Source organism: Salinisphaera sp. S4-8, from assembly GCF_040361235.1.
Classification (GTDB): Bacteria; Pseudomonadota; Gammaproteobacteria; order Nevskiales; family Salinisphaeraceae; genus Salinisphaera.
The window spans coordinates 39325-62674 of record NZ_APNF01000002.1; the positions used below are offsets into that span (position 1 = coordinate 39325).

Consider the following 23350-nt stretch of genomic DNA (forward strand, 5'->3'; position numbering starts at 1 on the left):
TTGATGAGGCAAGGCACTTAGCGCCAGAACCACTTACCGGGGACACCCGGGTGGGTCATGACGTTGACGGCTTAAGATATCTCAAATATTCACGGCCTTCTCGCTGCCTTAGCCCCTCGACACTCACTGCCTCAGGGTCCGGATCAACGCTCCGAGTTACTCTGCTACTCAACCAGCCGGTTAGAACGGCTCGATGCCTGCCCGCTCGATGAAACGGCTCCACGAATGCTCGGCTGACTGCCCCGGCTTGTGCCGACACACCGAGTGGAGTAGCCCCTAGAACGCGGGATGACCGTATCGCTGGTGGCCCGCCGCAACGGCGTGGCCGCCAATCAGCTGTTCCGTTGGCGCAAGCTGTATAGAGAAGGCGCCCTGACGTCCGTCGGGTCGGGCGATGCCGTGGTGCCAGCCAGCGAGTTCTCGGCGCTCGAGAAGCAGGTGCGAGAACTGCAGCGCCTGTTGGGCAAGAAGACGCTGGAGAACGAGATCCTGAAAGAGGCCGTGGAGGTGGGCCGACGAAAAAAGTACATCTCGCGTGCGCCCTTGCCCGGCGACAGCGATACGCGGTGAGTGCCGTGTGTCAGACACTGCAGGTGGCTCGCTCGAACGTGGTCGCACAGCTTGGTCGTTCCCAGAGCTGGATCGATGGTCGTCGTCGACGCGCGCCGGATGACACGACGCTGCTGGCCGATCTGCATGCCGTCATCGCTGATCGACCCACCAACGGCTACCGGCGGGTGGCGGCACGCGTTAATCGGCAGCGCCGTCAAGCCGGCCGATCGCCCGCCAATCACAAGGCAGTCTATCGCGTGATGCGTGATCATCAGCTGCTATTGGTCCGTCACACGGCCAAGCGTCCCGACCGCGCCCACGACGACCGCGTTGCCGTCGAGGCCAGCAACCGCCGCTGGTGCTCGGACGGCTTCGAGATCGCCTGCGACAACGGCCAGCGGGTACGGGTCGCCTTCGCCCAGGACTGCTGCGATCGGGAAGCCATGAGCTGGGTGGCCACGACGCGCGGCATCGATGCGGCCATGGTGCAGGATCTGATGCTGCAGGCGGTGGAATCACGCTTCGGCAACGCCGAACGCGTGCCTGAGCCGATCGAGTGGCTGACCGACAACGGCAGCTGCTATACAGCGGGTGCGACTCGAAGCTTCGGCAGGACGCTCGGTCTCGACGTGAAACGTACTCCGATCGCCAGCCCGCAGAGTAACGGCATGGCCGAGGCGTTCGTGAAGACGTTCAAGCGAGACTACGTCGCGATCAACCCGCGGCCGGATGCTGAAGCCGTGATGCGTCAGCTGCCGGCCTGGTTCGACGATTACAACAACACGCACCCGCACAAGGCGCTGAAAATGCGCTCGCCGCGGGAATTTAGACAGGCTCAGGCAAGTGAGAACGCGTGTCCGGTTTTATAGGGGCAACTCCACCGAGACGCCCGGCAACATCGGCTTCCGGATAGCCACGGTCCAGCACCAGCCGGACCGCTTCGTTCTTGAATTCTGGGATATCTCTCTGACTGCTCATTTCACTTCCTCCTATGCTCAAATCATAGGCCGGAGGTGCCTGATGGACCCGGACAAGTCCAAACCTTTTCGCAACCGTCCGCGAAAACAGGGTAGACCCCTTTGGTTTCCAGAGGGCTATGAGCTCGCGCTGTCTTCTAGACCAACTGTGACCGTAGATCTTCAAGCGCGAAACGTGACTGCTCGACGATTTGGCCTTCGTCGTTGAGAAGCGGCGTATCGACCACTACACGTAGTAATTGCGCGTACTTCACGGCAATCAGCACTGCTTCCTGGTGGGGCTCAGGGTACGACGAGTACGTAAGGCCGTGTTGCGCCTGAATAGCTTTCATTTCCTTCGTCGCACGCCGCAACTTGGTACGCACTCGCGATAGAACGCTAAGCGCGAAGGTCGCTATCTCTGTAATGCCGCGAAGCTTCGCTTCCGCGAGTCCCGATTCTTCCCGGAACGTCTTGGCAAGCTCTAGATTGGACCTCGCATCGTTCAAGCTTTTCGTCGCCTTCGCACCCAGAACCGATCCGAACACCAGCAGAGCGGGGCCAGCAACGAACGTGCCCAGCACCATCGCACCACCAGCGATACCGAGACCTCCGGAGGCGAGCGTACCGCCACCTAGCCACGCTAAAGTCGCGTTGGTTGCCGCAGCACCGCTGAGGGTGGAAATCGCGGTCCCTGTACTGCTGCTGGCAAGCAGCATCGTCCCACTATAGGCGCCGAATGCACTTAAAGAACCACCCGTCGCACCAGCGAGGACCCCGCGACCGCTCTCGACCAGGAATTCGCAATCATCGACAATCGCGCTAGGGGATTTATCGTCTACCGACACCCGCCCAGCAAGACCCAAATCGATAGCTTTAGTTTCGACTTGGCTCATTTTTGAGAATGCTGCTAAAAACTCAGCCATATGCTTTTCGAGCGACTCGAGCTTTTTGGCTCCGAGTTGTTCAAGTGACGCATTGGCCTTCTCTTTCGCGTCTTCGACAGTCTGGTGCGATTCATCCGCTATACGTTTCGCACTTCGGTTTATACTCTTGGCGTCGCCCGAGTCGATGGCGGCCTTCGCAGCTTTACCACCGCCGTATAGCCCCGCGAGACCGACAGCGACAGGAATAAGTAGAGGAAGAGGCATGATCAGTACTCAGCACTATTCTTGAATTAGAGCAAGACCTTCATCTCGAAGATCTTGCATGCGAACGATTATTTCCTGCGCTTCATCGATGATTCCGTCGTCAACATCGAACCTTGTACAGATATGTTCGAGGATATGGCGCTCGCTGCTAGAGATTTCCCGATCCGCGAATCCCATGCCTGCCAGTTCAAATACCATGGCCTTTTTTTCTTGCGGCGGGATTGAATCCAACTCTAAGTCCAACTCCTCGAGAACTTTATCAATCGCGTCACATAGAAATTGAACGCGTAGCGACTCGTCAGACAGCAGCCTTTCGTTCGTAGTCTCCGCAACTCCGATCAGGGCTGTCATTACAGAGCCATAGAGCATGGCAATCGTATTATCGCCCTTAGATGCCGGGACCCACACGGACGCCTGCTTATAACCCATTTCCTGCCTATAGAGCTCAAGTTGCTGCTGCTCTATATTCTTTTTCGAGAATAGCTTCAAAAGCGCTTTCTCTTTTTCTGTATCCACGCCAGAAACCGAAAACCCATAGGCTTCCGCTTCAGTGTATTCATCGTCACAGCCGCCGCGAACGTCGGCTATACTCACGAATATTGCTAGCTCTAGAAAGAGAGCCTTTGTCTCAGTTTCTTGAATCATCGGGAGGTACATTTACAACTGTCCTTTTATATGGATATCGGTCGCCCCGACAGCATTGCGCTGTCGAACTCTTCCTTACTTGCATAAGCAACCTCGTGCCCCAGGCCGCTCGCGAACTGGTTTAATCGCTGGCAAAAAGCGTCGACATTGCCAGACTCAAGCGCTTGCTCTAACCCATCGAATAGAGTCTGAACATTCGCTTTCCTCAGATCGATCTGTGCGCGCAAAACCGTCTCGACGCGTCTTTTTTCAGCGTCCAGCTGGCGCCTGCTTTCTTCACAGAACTGCTTCAACGCGAGGTATTGCGTTTCTGATTCTCGCGCCTCACGAAGCGCGTGCGCCGCTGATCTGTAGAACATGGACGAGAGGCTGTAGCCGACCATTCCGCCGATCACCGCGCCGACCACGGGAATCGGGATAAGCATTTGACCTGCGGCAGCCAAAGCACCTGCTGCTAGTAAGCTTGAGCCCGACTCCCCAATGTCTTCGACGAATTGATCAAAGCTGATCGCTCCCGTGACCAAGCGCTTGGTGCTTTCCGCAAGTGAAACGCAGACCGTAATAGCCATTCCAGGCAAATTCGTGCTCGCCAGTCTGCGCATCCCTTCGCTCGCAGCCTGACGCATTAAGCCGGCAATCGCGGCCCCGGTAAACGCTGTTGCGTATCCGGTTACAGCAGCTTTCAAAGTGGCAGCGGCACAGTCCTTACAAGCGGCATCCAGTGTCTTCTCGCCCGAGGCTACAAGGATGAAGTTCGTTACGACTGCGACCCCACCACCCAGCGCGGCGCCGAGTTGAGCCCCTTTCAGGCCTGCTCGGTGGCTGACTCGCCCGATATCTTTAGCCGTTGCAATTTTCGGCCGTTCGCGGTATTCGAGCGCCTCTTCGCGGCTTACTCCCGAATCTTGGATGTTCTTTTTAACCGTTTGATAGTTTTCCGCTTGATCGCGTTTGCGCTGCGCGAGTTCGGTTTCACCTTTTTGCTCTAGGTTATTGGCCTGCTCGTGCAGTAATGCTGACTGGTCGTCGCACAACGCTTTAGCGTAAGCGACCTGATCGCTCGGCAGATCGAGCGGGTTATTTAAGTAGCGAGAAAGGTCGTTGGCGCCTCCCCCATGACCCTTCGCGATCTTTTGCAACAGAACGTCAACGTTATCTACGAACTTCATCTGTGAGCCGCTGCCTGGGATGGCTCGACCACTGACGGTTTTTACATGATCGTTCACGGGGTCGTTTGCGCCGAAGCCGGCATCTTCGGTCCGGACCATGCGCTCGGGTTTGCCATCAAGAATTTGACGTGCGTTGTATCGGGCTGAGGCCGCCTCTTCAGCAGAGAACCCTGCTTGCTGCTTGAGATTACTGGATCGATATCGCTCGTTTATCTTGTACTGACTAATTTTTTTGTGACCACGTGCGAAGACCTCTCCAGTGTGTCGGTCGACGCCGCGGTACGACTTCACGAACTCTGCACTGGCCTCCCCATGCAGGTTGATCGTGTCAGCCAAGCCCGTTGCGACGGCAGCATCTGCGGTCTCCCGCCGCGGCTTCCCGTTATTAGCAAGGTCATCGGTGGCCATTATCATTTCCTTCGGCAATGCTTCGAGGTCTGGCGCGGTACTATTCGGCTCCGCGAAGAGCAAAGACCAACTGCGCCCTTGTGGGCTCTGGTCGAGTATCGGCAAGACGTCCTGCCGGTTTAGTGCCGCATCAAAAACCGTTGGCCAAGCGGCATGCCAAGCCATCGGGCTTCCGAGAAAGCCGGGTAGTCACAGGATGGTTTGAGGGCGCGGCCTCGGGAACAAGCTGAGTGGCTCCCCTGCTGGTATTCAGCTGGGATCCTTATCCGTTTCAAGCGACCCAAGTTAATGGACCACGCCGCGGGTGTGGTGGACTTGTCCGGGTCCCTCAGCCGCTTATGCTCTCGGGCGCGCTGATCTTTGCGACGATGACGATGCTAGGCGTGATGCTGAACTGACTCGGCCCAATGGTTAACCGCTTCTTCTTCTGGCTCGCATACCTGATTCGGGACGAATGTTTCCCGGCTATCGCAAGACCGGCCCGACCAGAGTTTAGGCGTTCAACCTGCGGCCGATAACAGACGGCGTCGAGGCCGTTTTCCCGCAGGCCCTCGAGTGCCTAGATACAACCCAAACTCTTCAACCAACTACAAAATCACATGTGTAATAAAGGCAGCCTTCCCCTCTTAGCGATGCTTGTCGTACTCGCCATTAGCGGTTGCGCTAGTTCGACCACCCAGAGGGCACCCCTCACTGGTTCGGCTGAGAAGTCCACCAGTGCCCAGAACGGCCCATCCGCAACCAAACGTCAGCATGCAAGAGCCGAACTTCGACGTATGCACGAGGTAGCGCAGCTGAAGTGGGCGCGCGCCTCGTCCGCCCCCCTTTCGACCGGCGATCGCGTGTGCACGTGGTCGGACAACATGGTCGGTAACGTGGAGCAAGTTGGCAGCGATTCCGTGAAGGTTGCGCTCGCGGGACGAGTCAGACTTCGCACCGGCTACTCCACGATAGAGGGAATCTTGTACAACCCATTCTTCACTCGATACCAGATCGCGCCCATGGATCAGCAGGCATGGCTTCGGAAGGACAGGGTTGGCCTTTGTGACGTGTATTGATCGTACTTGAGCAGCAATGTGGCGAAGCCCCCATCCCGGCCTGTGCCCTTAGAGTCGGGCCGAACGAGGGTTGCGGCGCTACCCAGCAGCGGATAACCATGGCCAGTCTCGACTGCCGCGGCGATCCGCGCCGGAGGCGCTTCACACACGCAACGCACATGTTCAAGAAGTAACGTACTAACGAGTTTACTTTCAGATTTGCGTGGCGTGCGAGCTATATTCAGGCTGGCGGCCGCGGTTTCTTAGTTCGCCTCGGCCGCCAGACTTCAAGTTCTACCCGGTTGTCACGGTCGGATTGGAAAAGCCTGAAAACAAAAGGTCGTCGCGGCGCAATCGGGTCAATAGGGCGGCAGGGGCAGCAGTCCTTCACCGCCATCGGAATTTCTGATCATTCGTAGCCCCTAGGAGTGGACTCCAGATCGGTGTGCTACTCAATACCGGAGGATGGTCACCAGCGGTATGCATGAGAAACAGCAACAAAAACATAGCTGCCCGTAGGGTCATAGCGCCGCCCACCGCGGTGGAAGTCACATGAAGTTACGTCCCTGGCGTACCACCTCATGACATGAAGATACGGATAGGCCGTCCTTCCAGTCGTATTGCTGCACTGCTCCAGTCACGCCCGTGGTGCTGCGAGGACAGATCAATCCTGGGGATCTCGGCGCGTACGAACGTGCCGTCTACGACGCAGAGCATGAAGCGCTGACGATGTGTGCCAGTTATGACGAAAGAGCGTTCTTCACGCAACTCAAGGCAGGCCATGCAAAATTGGGTATCGACCCGAATTGAGGACTCGGGCCGATCAGCGGGGAGCCTTATCTATATGCATGGCTGCTAAGCGCCGGTAATTCATCGCGGTAGTGCGGGCGTGGGGATATCGACCGTCTTGCCCGCATCGAATCCGGTGCGCTCGCCAGGGTAGCCTCGTTGATTTGAGACCACGCGCGTTCCGGAAACCACACGATCACAGCTGTGGTGGTTGTGGCCATACACCCACAGCGACACGCCGAGACCGATCAGTTCGTCCAGGTCGTTCTGGAAATACGACGTCAGGGCGTCGCCCGCGAAGCTCGGGTTCTGCATCGAAAAGGTTGGCGAGAAATGACTGATCACGACGGCCGGTGCGTTTTCGTTAATCGCATCCTCAAGAAAGCGGATCGAGCCAGCGTGCCAGCGGCTCATGTGATCCGGCGTGATTAACTCTCCAGCTGCTCGAATACAGCGGAAGTCGTTGAGCCGTGCGTTCCAGAGTTTCGCGGTGTCAGCCCGCTGGATAGGATCAGGGGGCAAGCCGGGCCACAACGGCGTGCCGAGAAAGCGCTGACCTTGAATTGTGATTTGGTCGTTATCGAGTATGTGGATACCGAGCCGGTTAGCGGTCTCGCGCATCAACGGTGCGAGTTCAACGACATCGTGGTGATAGAACTCATGGTTGCCCGGTACATAGATGACCGGTCGATCGAATTCTTCTCGCGCCCAATACAGCCCGTTCGTGCCGCTGTCGATATCACCGGCCAGCACGACAACGTCACAGTCCACGTCGTCCCGGACAGCGGCCGGGCCGGCTTCGAGGTGCAGGTCGGAGAGGATTCGAATACGCATCGTGGCGTGCCCTTGGTCGTCTTATATTAGTGCCACGCCTTCGTGGGCTGGGCAGCGTAACCGCTTGGGACCGCTTAAGAGCAGCTTAAACCAGTATAGAAAACCCGCCGGCGTAAACCTGCATCGCTCAGTATTCGATCGCAACGACACTGCCTTCGATCGACCCGCAAAGCGAGGCGTTCAAAAATGAGGCGGCTCGGTGTCAGCTGGCTTCGACAGAAGGGATAACAGCGGCTCAAGGCTGGCAATGGTATCGGCTACCGTGCCGCTACGATCCACTTGGATCGACGCCATTCCCAACGCATGCGCCCCTTCAATGTCATCGGTTACGGAATCCCCGACCACCAGGATCTGGTCTGCTGACATCTCCAAATGACGGGCGGCCGCCTCGAACATCCGGCGATCAGGCTTGAGGGCGCCGACCTCGTAGGACAGTGCGAATCCATCCATCCACGCACCGAGTTCGCGTTCCAACGCGCGACCGAAGGGCGCGACGAGATTGCTCGCCGTCGCGAGGCGATAGCCCCTCCCACTTAATGCTTCGAGCACAGGCGGGACGTCGGAATAGACATGGACTTCGTCTAATCCGACCTCAAGCGTCTGGGCCAACACATCGAGTGGCGGCGCCTGGCGGCGATCACCGTAGGCGATCAGTTCCGCAGGTCCTACCTCGCCGGCCATCCAGCGATCGAGAAGCAGTTGCCGCTCAGCATGCGGCAGGGATTCGTGCCACGGCACAAATTTGGAGAGCGGCTCGCCGCGACAGGTCGTCCCAAACGCATCGAACACGATGCCGCGGATGCGGGATAGATCAGAGCGAGATAAGGTCACTGAGTTTCCAGACCCCTAACGTATCGGGCAGACCGAGCCATTGCCTGCAATATCGGCCACGCGGGCGGCACTCAGGCCGGAAACGCGTGTGAGGTCCCCGATGCGCCGCCACGGCCGTCCGGCCACGATGTCGCGGGCACGACTCGGTCCCACATGAGCGAGGCGGTCCAGCGCGCCCACCGAGGCTTTATTGAGATCGATACACGCTGTGGGATCGGTCTCGATTTCCCTAGTCGGCACCCGATGGGTTCGTACCGCGTCGTCATCCAGCACGATATACACCGGTGCATGATCCGACACTCGATCGCGTGCCGTGGCGTGATCGAGACCGAGCCAGGTCGGGAAGCGACCAATGCCGCGCGCGGAAATCGGCAACGTCCCATCGGTCCAGATATTGTCGTACAGATTGGCGTAACCGGTTTGGCCGAGTGTGCTCGCGCCGCGTGTGAGCGCCGGTTGCGCCATGCTGTCGAATGTCTCCCAGCTGGGATCATTCGGCGGCATATTGAAGTCGCCGAGCAGGATGCGTTTGCCTTCGAATGTCTGGCCGAGCCACCGCCAATATTCGTCGAGCTGGCGTATTTCGGAGGCCCGATCGCGCTTGCTGTCGCCATAGAGGATATGGACGGTCGCCGCAGCGAGTCGAAGCGGCTTGCCATCTACGGTGACCGTGAACTGACTGGATAGCGGCTCGCGAGCGAAATGGTTACCCGGGTCCAGATAGACAGTGGTGCCACCGTCGTTGGTTACCGCTGATTCACGCCAGAGGAAGGCATAGCTTTCCTTGTAGCGGTTGTCGCCAAGCGTATGCGAGACCACCACGCCCCAGGGCTCGCCGGATCGCTGTGACACCCGCGTCGCCAGCGCCTTCGCGGCGGCGGGCTTCATGACCTCTTGCAACGCGATGAGATCAAAGCGCTGGATGACCTGCGCGACGGCCTCGAGATCCTTGTCGTTGTTCCAGCCGAGATGCTTGAGGTTCCAGGAGGCGATACGCACGGCAGCGTGCGCCGGTGCCATGCCAACCCACAACAGCACGATCATCAGGCCAATAAGCAGGCCCCGCCGGCAGACTACGCGCATTGAACTCCCCCGTCAGACAACTGCGGCGCATGATGCCGGAAATTCACGGGCGTTCTCATCGATTCGGCAAAGAACGCATCAGGGCTCCGGTCGACGGGTACAGAACGCGCTTGCGTGCTGGCAACGCACGTTCACCGCCAGCGACAACAACCTATAGGGATTTCTCAACAGCAAAGTATAGGAATTGCCCAACAGCATCGCACGCCTCGCCAGACCTTTTACGCCCATCCAAAGGTACACTAAAGGCGAAAAATGGCTTTAATGGTTATCGTAATGGGCGTTATTGATCTTCTAGAGAGCGGAGATACGGCAGCGTTGAAAGCACTGGGTGCCCGCTTCGCGCGGCGCCGCCTCAATCGCAACAAGACCCAACAGATACTGGCGAACGAGGCGGGCGTATCCCGCAAAACCGTCTCCAATCTAGAGAATGGAGCACCGGTAACCACTGTGAACTTGGTCCGCGTGCTTCGAGCACTGGGCGAGTACCGCGGCCTCGATAATATTTGGGTATCCGGAATACAGTGTGGGTTCGATGACAACTCCGCGTGTGACATGTAATCTGTAAAATAGAATGGTATGTGGGCAATCCCTGTGTGAGTGTCGGCTCGTAAACTGGAACACAGCGTGACGTTCAATTCTCCGTCACGGACACTTAAGAAACAGACCACAGTGGCTGAAAAGGGCGCCCATATCCCTAGCGAACAAGATCCAGTCCCGACTTCATGTTAAGAAGTCGTTGAGTTGTCCCGTCACGCAGATAGTAATGTGGCCCAGGCCAGATGGGATATCGGCATGCGCCTCGATTTACTCAGCCGATGCCGTCGAGAGAGCGATGCAGAGAGCGGGCCCCGCCTTGGATAGAAGGTAATACTCGAATCTCCGCTGCCATGCCGCGGAAGGGCCCCGGGTCACGGACGGCAGTCTCGGCATGCGTCAGAGCAAAGACTTCAATTCGATATCGGGATCGCTCAATGCCTCAGCATCGACGTCCCTGCGCTGGTAGACGAGCTTCTTGCCCACCATAAAAGCTATAGGCAGATTTACCGCGTCCACAGCAATAAGATGGCCTTCGCGCATATAGAACACCGCAAATGCCCCATCCTTGGGGTTACCCCGCACCACCCGCTCATCATGATCTTTGGACAGGCCCACCATCTGCAGGCGTACGTCGTACTGGTTCGACCAGAACCATGGAGCGGCATCGTAGGGCTTGTCGTTCCCCATCAGGGTGGCCGCCGCGGTACGGGCTTGATCGACCGCGTTGGCGACTGACTCCATCCGCTGGGGCTGCTCGAAGAAAAGATTCCGGTGGCGGGTACAGTCGCCGATCGCCAGGATGGCGGGATCGTCGCTGCGCGCATACTCGTCGACGAGAATACCCTCATCACAGGGCAGGCCGGCGGACTCAGCCAGCGCGGTTTCCGGCGTGATGCCGATCGAGACGAGCACAAGGTCGGCTGGTACGGTGCGGCCGTCCGCCACCGCCACGCCAGCCACATGACCGTCGCCGTCGGCTTCGAAGCCGGTTACCGACGTGTCCAGGCGCACTTCCACGCCGGCATTACTGTGTTTGGCGAGAAAGAATGCCGAGATCTCAGGGCCTGTGACACGTTGCATGACTCGCCCGGTGGCTTCCAGCACCGTGACCTTGAGGCCTCCCTTGACGGCGATGGCGGCCACCTCCAGGCCGATGTAGCCACCACCAACGATGACCAGGCGTTGCCCCGGGACAAATTGACCCCGCAGGGCATCCGTGTCTGCTATGTCGCGCAGATAATGAATGCCTTCCAAGTCATCAGCGCCGGGCACGTTTAGGCGTCGGGCGCGTGATCCAGTGGCCAAGACCAGCTGATCGTATCCCAGGCTGCTCTGGTCCGACAGCTTAATGGTCTTGTTGACCCGGTCTATGTGCTCGACGCGCTCGCCGAGCCGCAGTCGGTGGCCTGCGTTCTCGTACACCGAGCGCGGCTTCAGGTACAACGACTCACGTTCCATTTTGCCCGCTAAGTAGTCCTTGGACAGGGGCGGACGCTGGTACGGCGGATGGGGTTCGTCGCCTATGAGGACCACCTCATGTGGCCATTGCTTCTGAATGAGGGTCGTTAGAAGCGTGCCTGCCGCGTGCCCGCCGCCAACGATGACCGTCGCATCTCTCCCTTTGTTTGCCATGCCTCTCTCTTTAGCCGTGCCTTGGGACCGGATCGTTCAGGAGATCGACAAGGGGCGCCGGCGCTCCTGAAGCCCTTCGCGCCGCCAGTGCGCGAGCGGTGAGCGGCTCCGTGCAGTCAAATACAACGGCAGCCGCGAACCGGATTCGGATGGACCGGCCCAGGAGCCAATACCGCTGCGCTCGGGGATGCACCGGCGGTTTGACGCTTGCCCGGCCTACTGCGGCTTCGCCGTTAGTTTGACCATCAACTTGGAATAGCCCCGCACGAAGTTGGACTGCACACGCTCGGGCTCACCGACGACTTCGATGTTGTCGAACCGCTGGAGCAGTTCCTCCCACAGAATGCGCAGTTGCAGTTCGGCGAGACGGTTGCCCATGCAACGATGGATACCGTAGCCAAAAGAAATATGGTTTCGCGCGTCCTTGCGGTCAATAATGAACTGATCAGGGTTTTCGAACTTGCGTTCGTCCCGGTTGCCCGAGGCGTACCACATCACCACGCGATCGCCCTTTTTGATGGTCTGGCCATGCATTTCCACATCCTGCGTGGCGACCCGGCGCATATGCGCCAGCGGCGTTTGCCAACGGATGATTTCCGAAACCATGTTCGGAATCAGATCCGGGTTCGCCTTCAGTTTGGCGAATTCCTCGGGGAACTGATTTAAAGCCAGTACGCCGCCGCTCATGGAGTTGCGCGTGGTGTCATTTCCGCCAACGATGAGCAGCGTCAGGTTGCCGATAAACTCCATCGGGCGATTGATCAGATCCTTCGTGTCTTCGTTGCTCTGCAGCAGGCTGATCAGATCGAAACCGGGCGCTTCGCCCGCCGCGCGGCGCGCCTCCTTGTCGCGCCAAAGCCTGGAGAAAGACCAGGCCATGTCTGCGGCGTCGTCAAAGAATAGCTTTTCATCAGCAAACTCGCCGCCGGTCGCCGATGCTGCGCCGGCCATTCGATCCGACCAGTCGGCCAGCTTGTGCCGTTCCTCGTAAGGGAAATCCAGCAGCGTGGCCAACATGCGCCCCGTCAGCTCCTTTGACACCGCCGGCACCCAGTTGAAGGCTTCGTCCAGAGGCAGGCTGTCGAGCACCTCTCCGGTGCGCTTACGGATCAGCCCTTCCATTTCCTTCAGGTTCTGGGGCGCCACCACGCCCTGCACGGAGCGGCGCTGCACGTCGTGCTTGGGCGGATCCATGGCGATGAACATTTCCACCGACAGACCTTCCGGGGGATCACCCATAACGATTTGCGGCTCGGAAGAGAACAGCCGGTGATTCTTGTCCACGAACCGGATGTCTTCATAGCGCGTGACCGACCAGAAGGGTCCGAAAGGACTGTTCTTCTGGTAGTGCACGGGCGCCTCGTCGCGCAGCCGCTTGAAGTAGGCACCCCGCTGACCTTGCCGGTATAAAAAGGGATTACTGAGATCGATGTCTTCGAGCGCCAGCGTGTTGACATCGGGCACAGGCGATTCAACGAAGTTGGCCGCGGGCCGTCGCGGGCCGATGATCTTCTTCTTGGCGTTTACCAGCGCCTTCAGCCCCCGGATCTGCCAGTGCATCGGCACCAGCCGGGCGGTAGCATTGACCACTCGGGCCTGGATCGCGTCGCTTGCTTCGGTTCGCGTTGACATGGTCTCCTCCGTTCTCACATCTGAAATTCGGGCAGCCGGACGCTCATCCCGTCCATCGCCTCGGTGATTTGAACCTGGCAGCCCAGACGCGAGGTTTCTGCTCGCTCCGGGGTCAGGGACAGCATCTGCTCTTCATTCGGACCAGGCACGCCGGTTCTTGCGAACCACTCCTGCGCGAGGATGAGGTGGCAGGTGCCACAGGCACACTCACCGCCACAGTCCGCATCGATGCCGGGAACGGCGTTATCTACGGCGATTTGCATCAGCGAGGCGCCAGCCTCGAATTCAACAACGTGCTCGGTGCCATCGTGCTCGATAAACGTGATTTTGCCCAATGCGCTTCTCCTGCGAGAACTGTCTATGCTGATGGTGGCTGTGTGACGGCACCCTGACGAGGTCATTTTTTGACAAAACAGGGTCATTTGAAGACACTCAACGAGCAGCGTGGAGGGGCGCCTATGACAACGACGCAGCACGCGGACGGTTCGCACTACCCGAAAGCCGATATTCCGTCGAATTACTCGCGGCTGATCGCCCGTGAGCTTGGCCTGGCGGCGCGGCAACTGCCCAGACTGTTGCGCGGCACCGGGCTCGACGCTGCACAGTTGCTGAGCGAGGACAGCCTGCTCACCGCGGCCCAGCAGATCCGGATTCTGCGCAACGCGCTGGAATTGTCAGGCAGGCCGGAGTTCGGACTGCGGCTGGGCGCGCGCCTGACGCCGGCTACCCACGGCGCGGTTGGCTTCGTCGCCTATAGCAGCCCCGACCTGCTCACCGCGCTACAGGCGTTTCATACATTCCTGCCCACGCGCGCCAGCTTCATCCAGTTGCACTTGCAACAGGTTGAGGATCGCCTGGAATGCCTGGTGAATTTCCAGGTGCCGCTCGATGAGGTTGTGGCGCGTTGCCTGGCGGATACGGTGGTGAAGGCATGTCTTGAAATTGGCGAATTCATCGTCGGTCGGCCGATATATGAGGCCGAGGTCTGTTTCCCTCACCCGGCCCCCGCATACGAGGCTATCTACCCCGACCATTTGCCGGGGCCGGTTCACTTTGGCTGCGATCAGTTGAAGGTCACATTCCCGATCACGTTGTGCCGGAAACCAAACGCCTCCGCCAATCATGAAAACTATCGCCTGGCCTTGCAGCAGTGCGAAGCCATGCTCGCTCGACTTCAGACCCGCGATCCGGACTATCGGACCCGGCTCAAGCAAATGATGCTGTCCCACCCGCCCGGAACGCTCAGCGAAGACGAGGCGGCAGCCGCCCTGTTCATGAGCAAACGCACCCTAGCGCGCAAGCTCAAACAAGAGCACAGCGGTTTTCGCCAGATCCGCGACGAGATTTTGTCCCAGCAGGCGGCCCACTATTTGAGTGACAGCCAACTGCCCGTCGAGGCCATCGCGTCACTGTTGAATTATCACGACAGCGCGAATTTCCGGCGCGCCTTCAAGCGCTGGTTCGGGCAGCCGCCCGAGCAGTACAGGCGCCGTGCCGGTTTGCGAGTCATGCATACGTCGGGCCCGTCATCCTAATCGGGTAAACCGCCGATCTCCCTGGGTCTTCAAATAACCCCATGCTGGCAAAAAATGACCTTGTGGGCGTTCCCCCGTCTACCCGATGCTATCTCGCTGACACTGGTTATGCTGCGGTAATTCGCGCTCGGCTACCGGCGCCACCGCCCTCAATCGAATGAATGTTCACATGAATGCAGACACCCGCGACTATCTTGCGCCCGGTCTTTTTATCGATAGCGATCACGCCGACATCCAGGCCTTTGCCCAGAACCGCGCCGGGGATGGCGATGACAGACAACGCGCCGTCCGGCTCTACTACGCGGTGCGCGATGAAATCCGCTACGACCCCTACAAGTTCTCGCTTGACCCCGTTCACCTGCGCGCCAGCGCCACCCTGACCGCGGGCAGCGGCTATTGCGTGCCCAAGGCCGGCCTCCTGGCGGCCTGCGCCCGGGCCGCCGGCATCCCCGCGCGCATCGGTCTGGCGGATGTGAAAAACCACTTGGCCAGCCAACGGCTGCTGGCGCTGATGCAAACCGACATCTTCTATTACCACGGCTATACCGAGTTGTGGCTGGACGGGCGCTGGATCAAAGCCACCCCGGCGTTCAACATCGAACTGTGCGAACGTTTCGGCGTCAAGGCGCTGGACTTCGACGGTCGCGAGGATGCGCTGATGCATGAGTTCGACACCGCGGGGCGCCGCCACATGCAGTATCTGGCCGATCACGGCCCCCGCGCCGACCTGCCATTAGCCGAGCTGGAAGCCGTTTATCGCAAGCATTATCCGCGTCTGCTGGCGGCACTCGATGAACTGGGCGGCGACATGGGGGCGGAGATGGAACAGGAAAGGCGCGCCGGGTAGCTGTTACCGTAATCGCCCGGCGTTGCGACGGATGTGGCCCTGACCTGCCGGCAGGACAGGACCAGCGCGCCGATCGCCCGCGGACGAGTTCAGTTACTGTTCGGTGCGCCGGTCGACAAACACGGGATCGATGATGACGCATGAGGAGACAACGCCGGTGCTGGTCGGCGCCGGCCAGGTCACCGCAGGCGAACCGGATGCCGAGCGCACGCCCATCGGCTTGATCGCGGAGGCCGCTCGGGCCGCGGCCGAGGATTGCGGCGTGGCCGGCGTGCTGGGGCAGATCCAGTCATTGACTTGTCTCAACATACTGGCACCGGCCTATCCCGACGCCCCGGCCAGCCTGGCGCGGCGCCTGGGCATCGATCCCGGCGAGCGCTTCTACACCCCCATCGGCGGCAATATGGGTCAATGGCTGGTGGGGTATTATGCCGACCGCATCGCCGCTGGCGGGCTCGATTGTGCCTTGATCGCGGGCGGTGAGGCCCTTGCCACGCAAATGCGCGGCAAGGGCGCCGGCCTGTCCGGGGTGATCGACACCGAAAGCGGCGAGGGCCCGCGGCTGCTCGGCGACGACCGCGAGCCGACCAATGCGACGGAACAACGCCACGGGCTGGATCTGCCCATCCAGATCTATCCGTTGTTCGAGCAGGCCCTGCGCGGCCGCTACGGCCATGGCCCGATCGAGCACCGGCAGATGCTGGGCGAATTATACGCCCGGCTTAATGCCGTCGCGGTGCGCAATCCGCAGGCCTGGCGCCGCGAGCCGCTATCGGCGGCCGACATCGCCGAGCGCACACCGAAAAACCGCATGGTCGGTGCGCCCTACACCAAGCACATGAACGCCATCATCGCGGTGGATCAGGCCGCCGCGCTGGTGATGATGTCGGCGGCGAAGGCCCGGCAGCTGGGCATCGACCCCGAGCGCTGGGTGTACCCCCTGGCCGCGGCAAACGCGCACGAGCGCTGGTTCGTGTCCGAGCGGGCGGATCTGTCCCGCTCGCCGGCGATCGCTGCCTGCGGCGAGCGGCTGTCCGCGGCCAGCGGACTCACCATCGACGAGATCGATCACCTCGACCTGTACAGCTGTTTCCCAAGCGCGGTACAGATGGCGCGCGACGCGCTGGGCATCGCCGCGCACGATCCCCGGCCGCTGACTGTCACGGGCGGGCTGGCTTACCATGGCGGGCCCGGCAACAACTATTGCACTCACGCCATCGCCGAGATCATGGCCCGCATCCGCGCCGACCGAAGCGCCACCGGATTGGTCAGCGGCGTGGGCTGGTATATGAGCAAGCATTCGCTGGGGCTCTACGGCGGGCGACCGCCCGCCGGCGGTTGGCGGCCGATCGATACCGCCGGGCTGCAAGCTGAAATCGACGCCGGTCCCGTCGTGGACATTGTGGAGCAGGCGCAAGGCAAAGGCCGCATCGAGACCTACACCGTCATGCACGACCGCGCCGACCGGCCGATTCAGGGCATCGTCCTCGGCCGCCTGAGCGATGGCCGGCGCTTTGTCGCCAACACGCCCACCGATACCGACCTGCTCGATGCCATGACGAACGAGGAATTTCTCGATCGGACGGGCCGCGTGCGTAACGACGGCAAACGCAACCTGTTCACCCCGGACGGGTAACTGCGAGGAGAAGATCATAATGAGCGCTGCAACCGAAATCGAGTTCGACCAGGCCAGCGTCGCCGAGCGCATGCGCGATGTTCGCGAGGCCGCCCGCGTCGTGAGCGAAGGCTTTTCCCGGGAATACATGCGCGAATGCATCGATAACCACCGCTTCCCGCAGGAGGCCTGGGAGGCGCTGGGCGAATACGGGCTGCTCGGCATCACCATCCCCGAGGATCGGGGCGGCACGGGCGGCGGCCAGGTGGAACTGGTCGCGCTGATGGAAGCGCTGGCCGAGGCCGGGCTGGTGCTGCCCATGCTGCTTCTCACCGGCTTCGCGCGGGTGCCGATCATCCGCAATGGCACACCCGAGCAGTTCGAGCGTTTCGTCCGACCGACGATCAGCGGGGCCGAAAAACTGTGCTTCGCCATCACCGAGCCTGATGCCGGCACCAACAGCTTCGCGATGTCCTCGCTGGCGACGCGGGATGGCGACGGCTATCGGCTGACCGGGCGCAAGGTCTTTATTTCCGGCGCCGCGGACGCCGACCGCATGCTGGTCGTGGCCCGCACCCAGAAGGCCGGCGAGGTCGAGCGCCGCACCGAGGGTATGTCCCTGTTCGTGGTGGATACCGATGCGCCCGGCGTGGAGTTGCAGCCCCTGAACATTGACGTCGGTTGGCCGGAGCGACAGTACCTGGTTTTCTTCGACGACGTCGAGCTCGCCGCGGACCGCTTGATCGGCAACCCGGGACAGGGCCTGGCCGGCATGTTCGAGGCGCTGAACTCGGAACGCCTACTCGTGACCGCCATGTCCGTGGGCCTGGGCAACTACGCGCTAAAAAAGGCCGTGGCCTACGCCAACGAACGCAAACCTTTCGGCGTCCCCATCGGTCGCTACCAGGCCCTGCAGCACCGGCTGGCCGAGGCCAAGGCCGAACTGGAGGCGGCACGGCTGATGATGATCCAGGCCGCCGCGACGTTCGACGCCGGCGGCAATGCCGGCGCCCATGCCAACATGGCGAAATTGCTGGGCTCGCGCGCCGCGGTCAAGGCCGTCGAGGCCGCGTTGCAAACCCACGGCGGCTACGGCTTCGACAAGGACTACGACATAATCACGCTATGGCCCTCGGCCCGGCTGATGGAGATCGCGCCCATCAACAATGAAATGCTGCTCAACTACATCGGCGAACATGTCCTCGGCCTGCCCAAGTCCTACTGAGACGCGCGGCGTGATCGAACGCGACGGCTTCACGGCCCCGGACGGCCGGGAAATCGTGCTGTGGCGCTGGCCGCAATCGGACGGACGCCCCACCCTGCACTGGGCGCATGCGACAGGTTTCCATGGTCGGCTGTACCGGCCGCTGCTCGACGAGCTGGCGGGCGATTGCAACGTGCTGGCCTGGGACATGCGCGGCCACGGGGCCAGCGCCGAGGCCGCGGATATTGCGACGTTCCGTGGCTGGGAAACCTACTACCAGGACCTTACCGCCTGGTTGGAGCGCCTGGATGAGCCGATTTGGCTGGCCGGCCATTCCATCGGCGCCACCACCAGCATCATGGCCGCGGCCCGACGGCCGGACAAGGTGCTGGGGCTGATCCTGGCGGAGCCCGTGATCATGGATCGCTGGCAGGGCTGGCAGTTGTGGTTGGCCAAGCTGCTTCGCCAGTCGCACCGGTTCTCACTGGCCGCCGGCGCGGCACGCCGGCGCAGGGTGTTCGACTCGCATGCCGCGGCGCTTGCCAACTTTCGTGGCCGCGGTGGCTTCAAGACCTGGCCCGAGGCGTGGCTTGAAGCCTATGTCCAGCACGGCCTCGTGCAGCGTGGCGATCACGTTCGCTTGGCCTGTGCGCCCGAGTGGGAGAGCACCACCTTCGCCCATACCGAACACAACCCCTGGCCCGGCATCCGTCGGTTGCAGTGTCCGGTGATCGCACTGGCCGCGGAACGCGCTTCGACCTTCTCGCCAAGGGCGCGCCAGCGCCTGCGCGCCTTATTGCCCTGCGCCGAAGTGAACACCATCGCCGGAACGACCCATTTCCTGCCCGTGGAGCGACCCGACACGGTCCGCGATGCCGTACGGCAGGCTATGTTACCCAAGTGTCACCGGAAGTGATGATCACCTGGGGGCTATGCACGCCGCGAGCCCTGTAAAAACCCAAATTGGTGGCCACACAAACTGCCACGCAAGGGTCAGGCATCTCGATGGCGCGCTGTAGTCAGGCATCCGGGCGGCCGGAGAGGCGGAAAGATGCTCCGAATTAGTGCCCCAATATCGGCTTAGCCTGCACTTTCAGGTTGGCACACGTCGCCCCTTGATACGTTCTGGTGGCAGCGAGCCAAGCACTATGCCGGTGAGCGTAGTCTGATCGACGTTATAGATGTGTGCGAACGAGCTGAGATACGGTCCTAAGGAGCCAGGATGATTCAGGACTTCTTGAACCTGCGGCCGCTCCGGGCCTTGGAAATCGATGACTTGGGCGATCATTACCGAGTGCTAGCAGATGGGCAGGCCGAGCCGCCCTGCTGCCCACAATGTCAACATGACGGCATGCAAGGGCACGGGCGCCAAACACAAAAATTCATCGACACACCGATGCATGGCAAGCGTGTCCTGATCGAGATCCAGCGGCGCCGCTATCGGTGCAAGCGCTGCGGGAAAACCACATTCAGTGGATTGCTCAATGTGGATTCGAAGCGTCAAGCGACCTCCCGCCTGATCGCTTACATCGAGCAACATTGCTTGCGCCGCACCTTCGCTGAGATTGCCCGCGATGTCGGCGTGGACGAGCGCACGATCCGCCACATCTTCGACGATTATGTCGAACGGCTCTCACGGGAAGTGAAATTCGAAACGCCCGAAGTGCTTGGAATCGACGAACTAAAGATCATCGGCCAGTACCGGGCGATGATCACTAACGTCACCGAACTCGCCCTGTTCGATATGCTGCCGACGCGCAAGAAGGCGGATCTGCTCGCGTATTTTCAGCAGCTCCCGGATAAACATCGGGTGCGGGTCGTCACGATGGATCTGTGGAATGTATATAGACAGGTGATTGATGCGCAGCTACCGGGTCGATTGATCGTTGCTGATCGCTGGCATGTCGTTCGGATGACAAACGATGCCGTGGAGAAGGTTCGCAAGCTCATCCGCAAGGGCTTGGATACACGGACTCGCCTCAAGCTAAAGGATGACCGTTTTCTGCTGTTGGCGCGTAAGCGGGATCTTGACGAAGCTCAATGTGAGCTTCTCGATCGCTGGTTTGCACAGTTCCCAGCATTGGGGGCGGCCTACGAGGCGAAAGAGACGTTCCATCGCCTATACGAGCATGATTGTCGCCGGGAAGCTGAAAGAGCGGCCCAGGCGTGGTTAAACGGCATACCTGAGTTGGTGGCGCCTCAGTTCAAAGAGACTGCTACCGCCCTTCGCAATTGGTGGGAACCGGTATTCAATTACTACGAGCATCCCATCTCGAATGGCTATACTGAGTCCATCAACCGCCTCGCGAAGGACATGAATCGAATGGGCCGAGGTTATAGCTTCGATGTGATCCGTGCCCGGTTGGTATACGACGAGAAGGCCCGCCGCCCGAACCGCAAGCCCCTACGACAACGCGCCCGGTCGACCCCTGCGCTACCGGATACCTCTGCGACCGATTACCTGACATTCACTCGTGCTGCTGCTTCCACGACGACAGAGAGCCGGACAATCGAGTACGGCCCCCATATTCCTACCCTCTGTGGGCTTCTGGAAGCAGGTTACTTCGAATAGACGTTCCGAGAACCCACATCCTCGGGACCTGCCGTGACTTGGCATAAACCACGGAAATCCACAAACGTGAGAACGAACGAGTTACAGCGCAGCTTACCCCAATCCACAGTAGATTCCGGATACCCTAATATTTTGCCTTATACTCCGATCAGTCCGTTGGAGCTGGTGAAGCTTGAAGGCAACGAACGGCAACGTGCCCGGGCACGTTCGGACGAGATCCCTTCGCAAGGACCTTGGGCCTGGGGCGACTAAGCTTGGCTGCGGCGTGCCTGCCGGCCTTTGGATCTTCACTCGAACAGCGGGCAGCACGGAAAAGCACCGTAGCTCGGAGCGCCAGCAAAAGCCAAGAAGGGCCATAAACCAGATCACCTATATTCGATAGACTAGAAACCGTCTGTATAGCCGATCAGCAATAACCAATGCCCTTGGACGAACTGCAGCAAACGCCTCCAATCGATACCGCAAGTGCCCACGTAAAGTTGCCCCCCACATAAAGGTGGAGAGCCACTTAACCAGCTCCAATTTGCTTACACCTCAGGGGACCAGTATCCCGCACCGGGTGACTTCCGACACAGTAGCGGGGACGACTAGTAGCTAGTCCGAGCGGTTTGGCTCGTTCAATCACCGACCGCGAGTTCGTAGTTGCTTGCGAGTTCGATCAGACTTTATTGGCTGCTACCGACCCAAAGCGGACACGCCCGCTGGGAAAATCCTTCATAGAAGCGCACCGCACGAAACTATGCGTCTGACTCCTTCACCGCCTGGCGTCGCAAGCGTTTCGCATACGTTTTGGCCAGTAACGCACCGACCACGATCTGGATCTGGTTGTAGACCATGATAGGCAGGACGATCATGCCGAGCGCCGGATTACCGGCAAACAGAACATTCGCCATGGGTAGACCCGACGCCAGGCTCTTCTTCGAGCCGCAAAATACTGCTGCGGTCTCGTCCGCGAGGTTGAAGCCAAGTCTCCGTGACAAGCCCATTGCGATACCGATCATGGCCGCGAGTAAAACTGCACACAGACCAATTGCGAGTGCAATCGCACCCAGCGGCAGGTCGTGCCACAGTCCGCTGGCCACCGACTTCGAAAACGCGGCGTAGACGATCAGCAGGATCACTGCTTGATCGTAGCGTGACGAAAGTGCCTCATGCCGGTCCATAAAGTCGGCGACCCAAGGCCTGATGGCCTGGCCCGCGGCAAAGGGCAGGAGAAGCTGCACGACGATATCCCGCAAGGCATCACCCACGGCGAATGCATCACCGCCGGCAGTCTGCGCAAGAAGTATTAACAGAAACGGCGTCATCATCATGCCGAAGACGTTCGAGGCCGCTGCACTGCAGACCGCCGCGGGCACATTACCGCCGGCCATTGCCGTAAATGCTATCGACGAAGAAACCGCCGAAGGCAAGGCGCCAAGGTAGAAAAAGCCGAGTGCCAGTTCGGGTGGTATCCAAACTGGTGCCAGCCCCGATATGGGCAGTACGACGAGCGGAAAGCAGCGGCAAGCCTGCTCATGGCAGCCCCAGCGGTCGAAACCCGACGGATCGGAACCAATCGGCGCCCGCGATACTGCCTGTCGACGACTTGTTCCGGCACCGCTTGTACTATGCTTTAATAACTGGTTGACCCACTCATAAAGTCGCGCTGATAGCGCGACAAGCTTCGGATAGTCTCATGGATCAGCCACCGATCATCGTTACCGAAACCGATTACGAACGTATCGACGCGTTGCTCGAAAAAACCGGCGACAGCGTGCCCGGCATACCCGAGTTGCGGGCTGAACTCGCGCGTGCTCATGTTGTAGCCTCCGACGAAATCTCGGCCGATGTGGTGACGATGAATTCCACCATCGCGTTCGAAAACGTCGATAGCGGGAAGCGTTTCGAGCTTGCGCTCGTCTATCCGAAGGATATGGACGGCAGCCCAAGGAAGGTATCGATACTCGCGCCGGTGGGTAGCGCCTTGCTCGGTCTTGCAGTCGATCAGATGATCCAGTGGCAGGTGCCGGGCGGCGATACGCTCAAGCTGCGTGTGCTCGAGGTGCGCGATCAACCCGAAGCCCGCTATCGCTCGGTGTGAGTCGCGAAGGCATTAGCCGTGAACACCGATGAGCTGACAATCGCCGCGGGCGTGCGCGATGCCTGTAGCGAAGCTGCGTTGACCGGCTACGAGGACGCTTCAATCTCCGGGCTCTGCGGCGAAGGCGCGCTGGAGGTGGCGATCAGCGCGATACGAAGGCTGAATTTAACCGAAACGCTGGAATCACTCGCCGAATCCGATGAGAAGACGGAGCAGCCATCCGCGTCTCAGCGATAGA

Annotated in this window: 21 protein-coding genes and 1 pseudogene; 11 read left to right on the top strand and 11 right to left on the bottom strand. The window is 60.1% G+C overall.

The features are described 5' to 3' along the window. The first annotated feature begins 288 nt into the window (after window positions 1–288). Together S4A8_RS19125 and S4A8_RS02855 are read left to right on the top strand one after the other, a co-directional pair. Window positions 289–570 (top strand): transposase, encoded by a 282-nt coding sequence (locus S4A8_RS19125; protein WP_502950696.1) that lies wholly within the window; start codon window positions 289–291, stop codon window positions 568–570. Further along, a complete protein-coding gene (locus tag S4A8_RS02855; protein ID WP_502950697.1) occupies window positions 567–1421 on the top strand; it encodes an IS3 family transposase in 855 nt (284 codons plus the stop codon). The genes S4A8_RS19125 and S4A8_RS02855 overlap by 4 nt, the downstream gene beginning before the upstream one ends. On the opposite strand, the pseudogene S4A8_RS19130 reads toward S4A8_RS02855, so the two are convergent. The 7 genes and pseudogenes from S4A8_RS19130 to S4A8_RS02885 all read right to left on the bottom strand — a co-directional run. Further along, window positions 1408–1530: pseudogene (locus tag S4A8_RS19130) on the bottom strand (IS3 family transposase); the annotation flags it as partial. The gene S4A8_RS02855 and the pseudogene S4A8_RS19130 sit on opposite strands and share 14 nt — an antisense overlap. A gap of 136 nt (window positions 1531–1666) precedes the next feature. Then, entirely contained in the window at window positions 1667–2659 is a 993-nt protein-coding gene (locus S4A8_RS02860; protein WP_353218963.1) for a hypothetical protein, read from the bottom strand. A 15-nt stretch (window positions 2660–2674) separates the two neighbouring features. Further along, on the bottom strand, window positions 2675–3304 hold the full coding sequence (locus S4A8_RS02865) for a hypothetical protein (RefSeq protein ID WP_353218964.1): 630 nt from the start codon (window positions 3302–3304) through the stop codon (window positions 2675–2677). Between the two features lie 26 nt (window positions 3305–3330). Next, window positions 3331–4881 (bottom strand): hypothetical protein, encoded by a 1551-nt coding sequence (locus S4A8_RS02870; RefSeq protein ID WP_353218965.1) that lies wholly within the window; start codon window positions 4879–4881, stop codon window positions 3331–3333. 1907 nt (window positions 4882–6788) lie between these two features. Beyond that, complete coding sequence (locus tag S4A8_RS02875) at window positions 6789–7541, bottom strand: metallophosphoesterase (protein ID WP_353218966.1); 753 nt, start codon at window positions 7539–7541, stop codon at window positions 6789–6791. Between the two features lie 180 nt (window positions 7542–7721). Continuing rightward, entirely contained in the window at window positions 7722–8372 is a 651-nt protein-coding gene (locus tag S4A8_RS02880) for an HAD family hydrolase (protein ID WP_353218967.1), read from the bottom strand. A 15-nt stretch (window positions 8373–8387) separates the two neighbouring features. Beyond that, window positions 8388–9455, bottom strand: coding sequence for an endonuclease/exonuclease/phosphatase family protein (locus S4A8_RS02885; RefSeq protein ID WP_353218968.1), 1068 nt, complete (start codon window positions 9453–9455; stop codon window positions 8388–8390). 273 nt (window positions 9456–9728) lie between these two features. Between S4A8_RS02885 and S4A8_RS02890 the strand changes: the two genes are divergently transcribed. Then, the gene (locus tag S4A8_RS02890) at window positions 9729–10013 is read left to right on the top strand and encodes a helix-turn-helix domain-containing protein (RefSeq protein WP_353219296.1); all 285 of its coding nucleotides are present in this window, start codon (window positions 9729–9731) and stop codon (window positions 10011–10013) included. Window positions 10014–10388: 375 nt separating this feature from the next. On the opposite strand, the gene S4A8_RS02895 is transcribed toward S4A8_RS02890, so the two are convergent. The 3 genes from S4A8_RS02895 to S4A8_RS02905 form a co-directional block, all read right to left on the bottom strand. Further along, a complete protein-coding gene (locus tag S4A8_RS02895; protein WP_353218969.1) occupies window positions 10389–11624 on the bottom strand; it encodes an NAD(P)/FAD-dependent oxidoreductase in 1236 nt (411 codons plus the stop codon). 216 nt (window positions 11625–11840) lie between these two features. Then, on the bottom strand, window positions 11841–13184 hold the full coding sequence (locus S4A8_RS02900; protein ID WP_502950703.1) for a cytochrome P450: 1344 nt from the start codon (window positions 13182–13184) through the stop codon (window positions 11841–11843). Window positions 13185–13270: 86 nt separating this feature from the next. After that, a complete protein-coding gene (locus S4A8_RS02905; protein WP_353218970.1) occupies window positions 13271–13591 on the bottom strand; it encodes a 2Fe-2S iron-sulfur cluster-binding protein in 321 nt (106 codons plus the stop codon). A gap of 123 nt (window positions 13592–13714) precedes the next feature. Here S4A8_RS02905 and cypR point away from each other — a divergent pair, with 123 nt between their 5' ends. From cypR to S4A8_RS02935, 6 genes are all read left to right on the top strand, one after another. Further along, window positions 13715–14791 carry a transcriptional regulator CypR gene (gene cypR, locus S4A8_RS02910; RefSeq protein WP_353219297.1) on the top strand — a complete coding sequence of 359 codons (1077 nt, stop codon included), beginning with the start codon at window positions 13715–13717 and terminating at the stop codon, window positions 14789–14791. Between the two features lie 169 nt (window positions 14792–14960). Beyond that, window positions 14961–15638: a transglutaminase-like domain-containing protein gene (locus tag S4A8_RS02915; protein WP_353218971.1), complete on the top strand. Its 678-nt coding sequence runs from the start codon at window positions 14961–14963 to the stop codon at window positions 15636–15638. Between the two features lie 130 nt (window positions 15639–15768). After that, the gene (locus S4A8_RS02920) at window positions 15769–17274 is read left to right on the top strand and encodes an acetyl-CoA acetyltransferase (protein WP_353218972.1); all 1506 of its coding nucleotides are present in this window, start codon (window positions 15769–15771) and stop codon (window positions 17272–17274) included. A gap of 70 nt (window positions 17275–17344) precedes the next feature. Beyond that, complete coding sequence (locus S4A8_RS02925) at window positions 17345–18478, top strand: acyl-CoA dehydrogenase family protein (protein ID WP_353218973.1); 1134 nt, start codon at window positions 17345–17347, stop codon at window positions 18476–18478. Beyond that, complete coding sequence (locus S4A8_RS02930; protein WP_353218974.1) at window positions 18450–19373, top strand: alpha/beta fold hydrolase; 924 nt, start codon at window positions 18450–18452, stop codon at window positions 19371–19373. The genes S4A8_RS02925 and S4A8_RS02930 overlap by 29 nt, the downstream gene beginning before the upstream one ends. Before the next feature lie 309 nt (window positions 19374–19682). Beyond that, the gene (locus S4A8_RS02935) at window positions 19683–21029 is read left to right on the top strand and encodes an ISL3 family transposase (RefSeq protein WP_293617899.1); all 1347 of its coding nucleotides are present in this window, start codon (window positions 19683–19685) and stop codon (window positions 21027–21029) included. Window positions 21030–21766: 737 nt separating this feature from the next. On the opposite strand, the gene S4A8_RS02940 is transcribed toward S4A8_RS02935, so the two are convergent. Then, the gene (locus S4A8_RS02940) at window positions 21767–22588 is read right to left on the bottom strand and encodes a bile acid:sodium symporter family protein (RefSeq protein ID WP_502950704.1); all 822 of its coding nucleotides are present in this window, start codon (window positions 22586–22588) and stop codon (window positions 21767–21769) included. A gap of 119 nt (window positions 22589–22707) precedes the next feature. Between S4A8_RS02940 and rnk the strand changes: the two genes are divergently transcribed. Together rnk and S4A8_RS02950 are read left to right on the top strand one after the other, a co-directional pair. Continuing rightward, entirely contained in the window at window positions 22708–23112 is a 405-nt protein-coding gene (gene rnk / locus S4A8_RS02945; RefSeq protein WP_353218975.1) for a nucleoside diphosphate kinase regulator, read from the top strand. An 18-nt stretch (window positions 23113–23130) separates the two neighbouring features. Further along, entirely contained in the window at window positions 23131–23349 is a 219-nt protein-coding gene (locus S4A8_RS02950) for an acetyltransferase (RefSeq protein WP_353218976.1), read from the top strand. Window position 23350 lies beyond the last annotated feature (1 nt).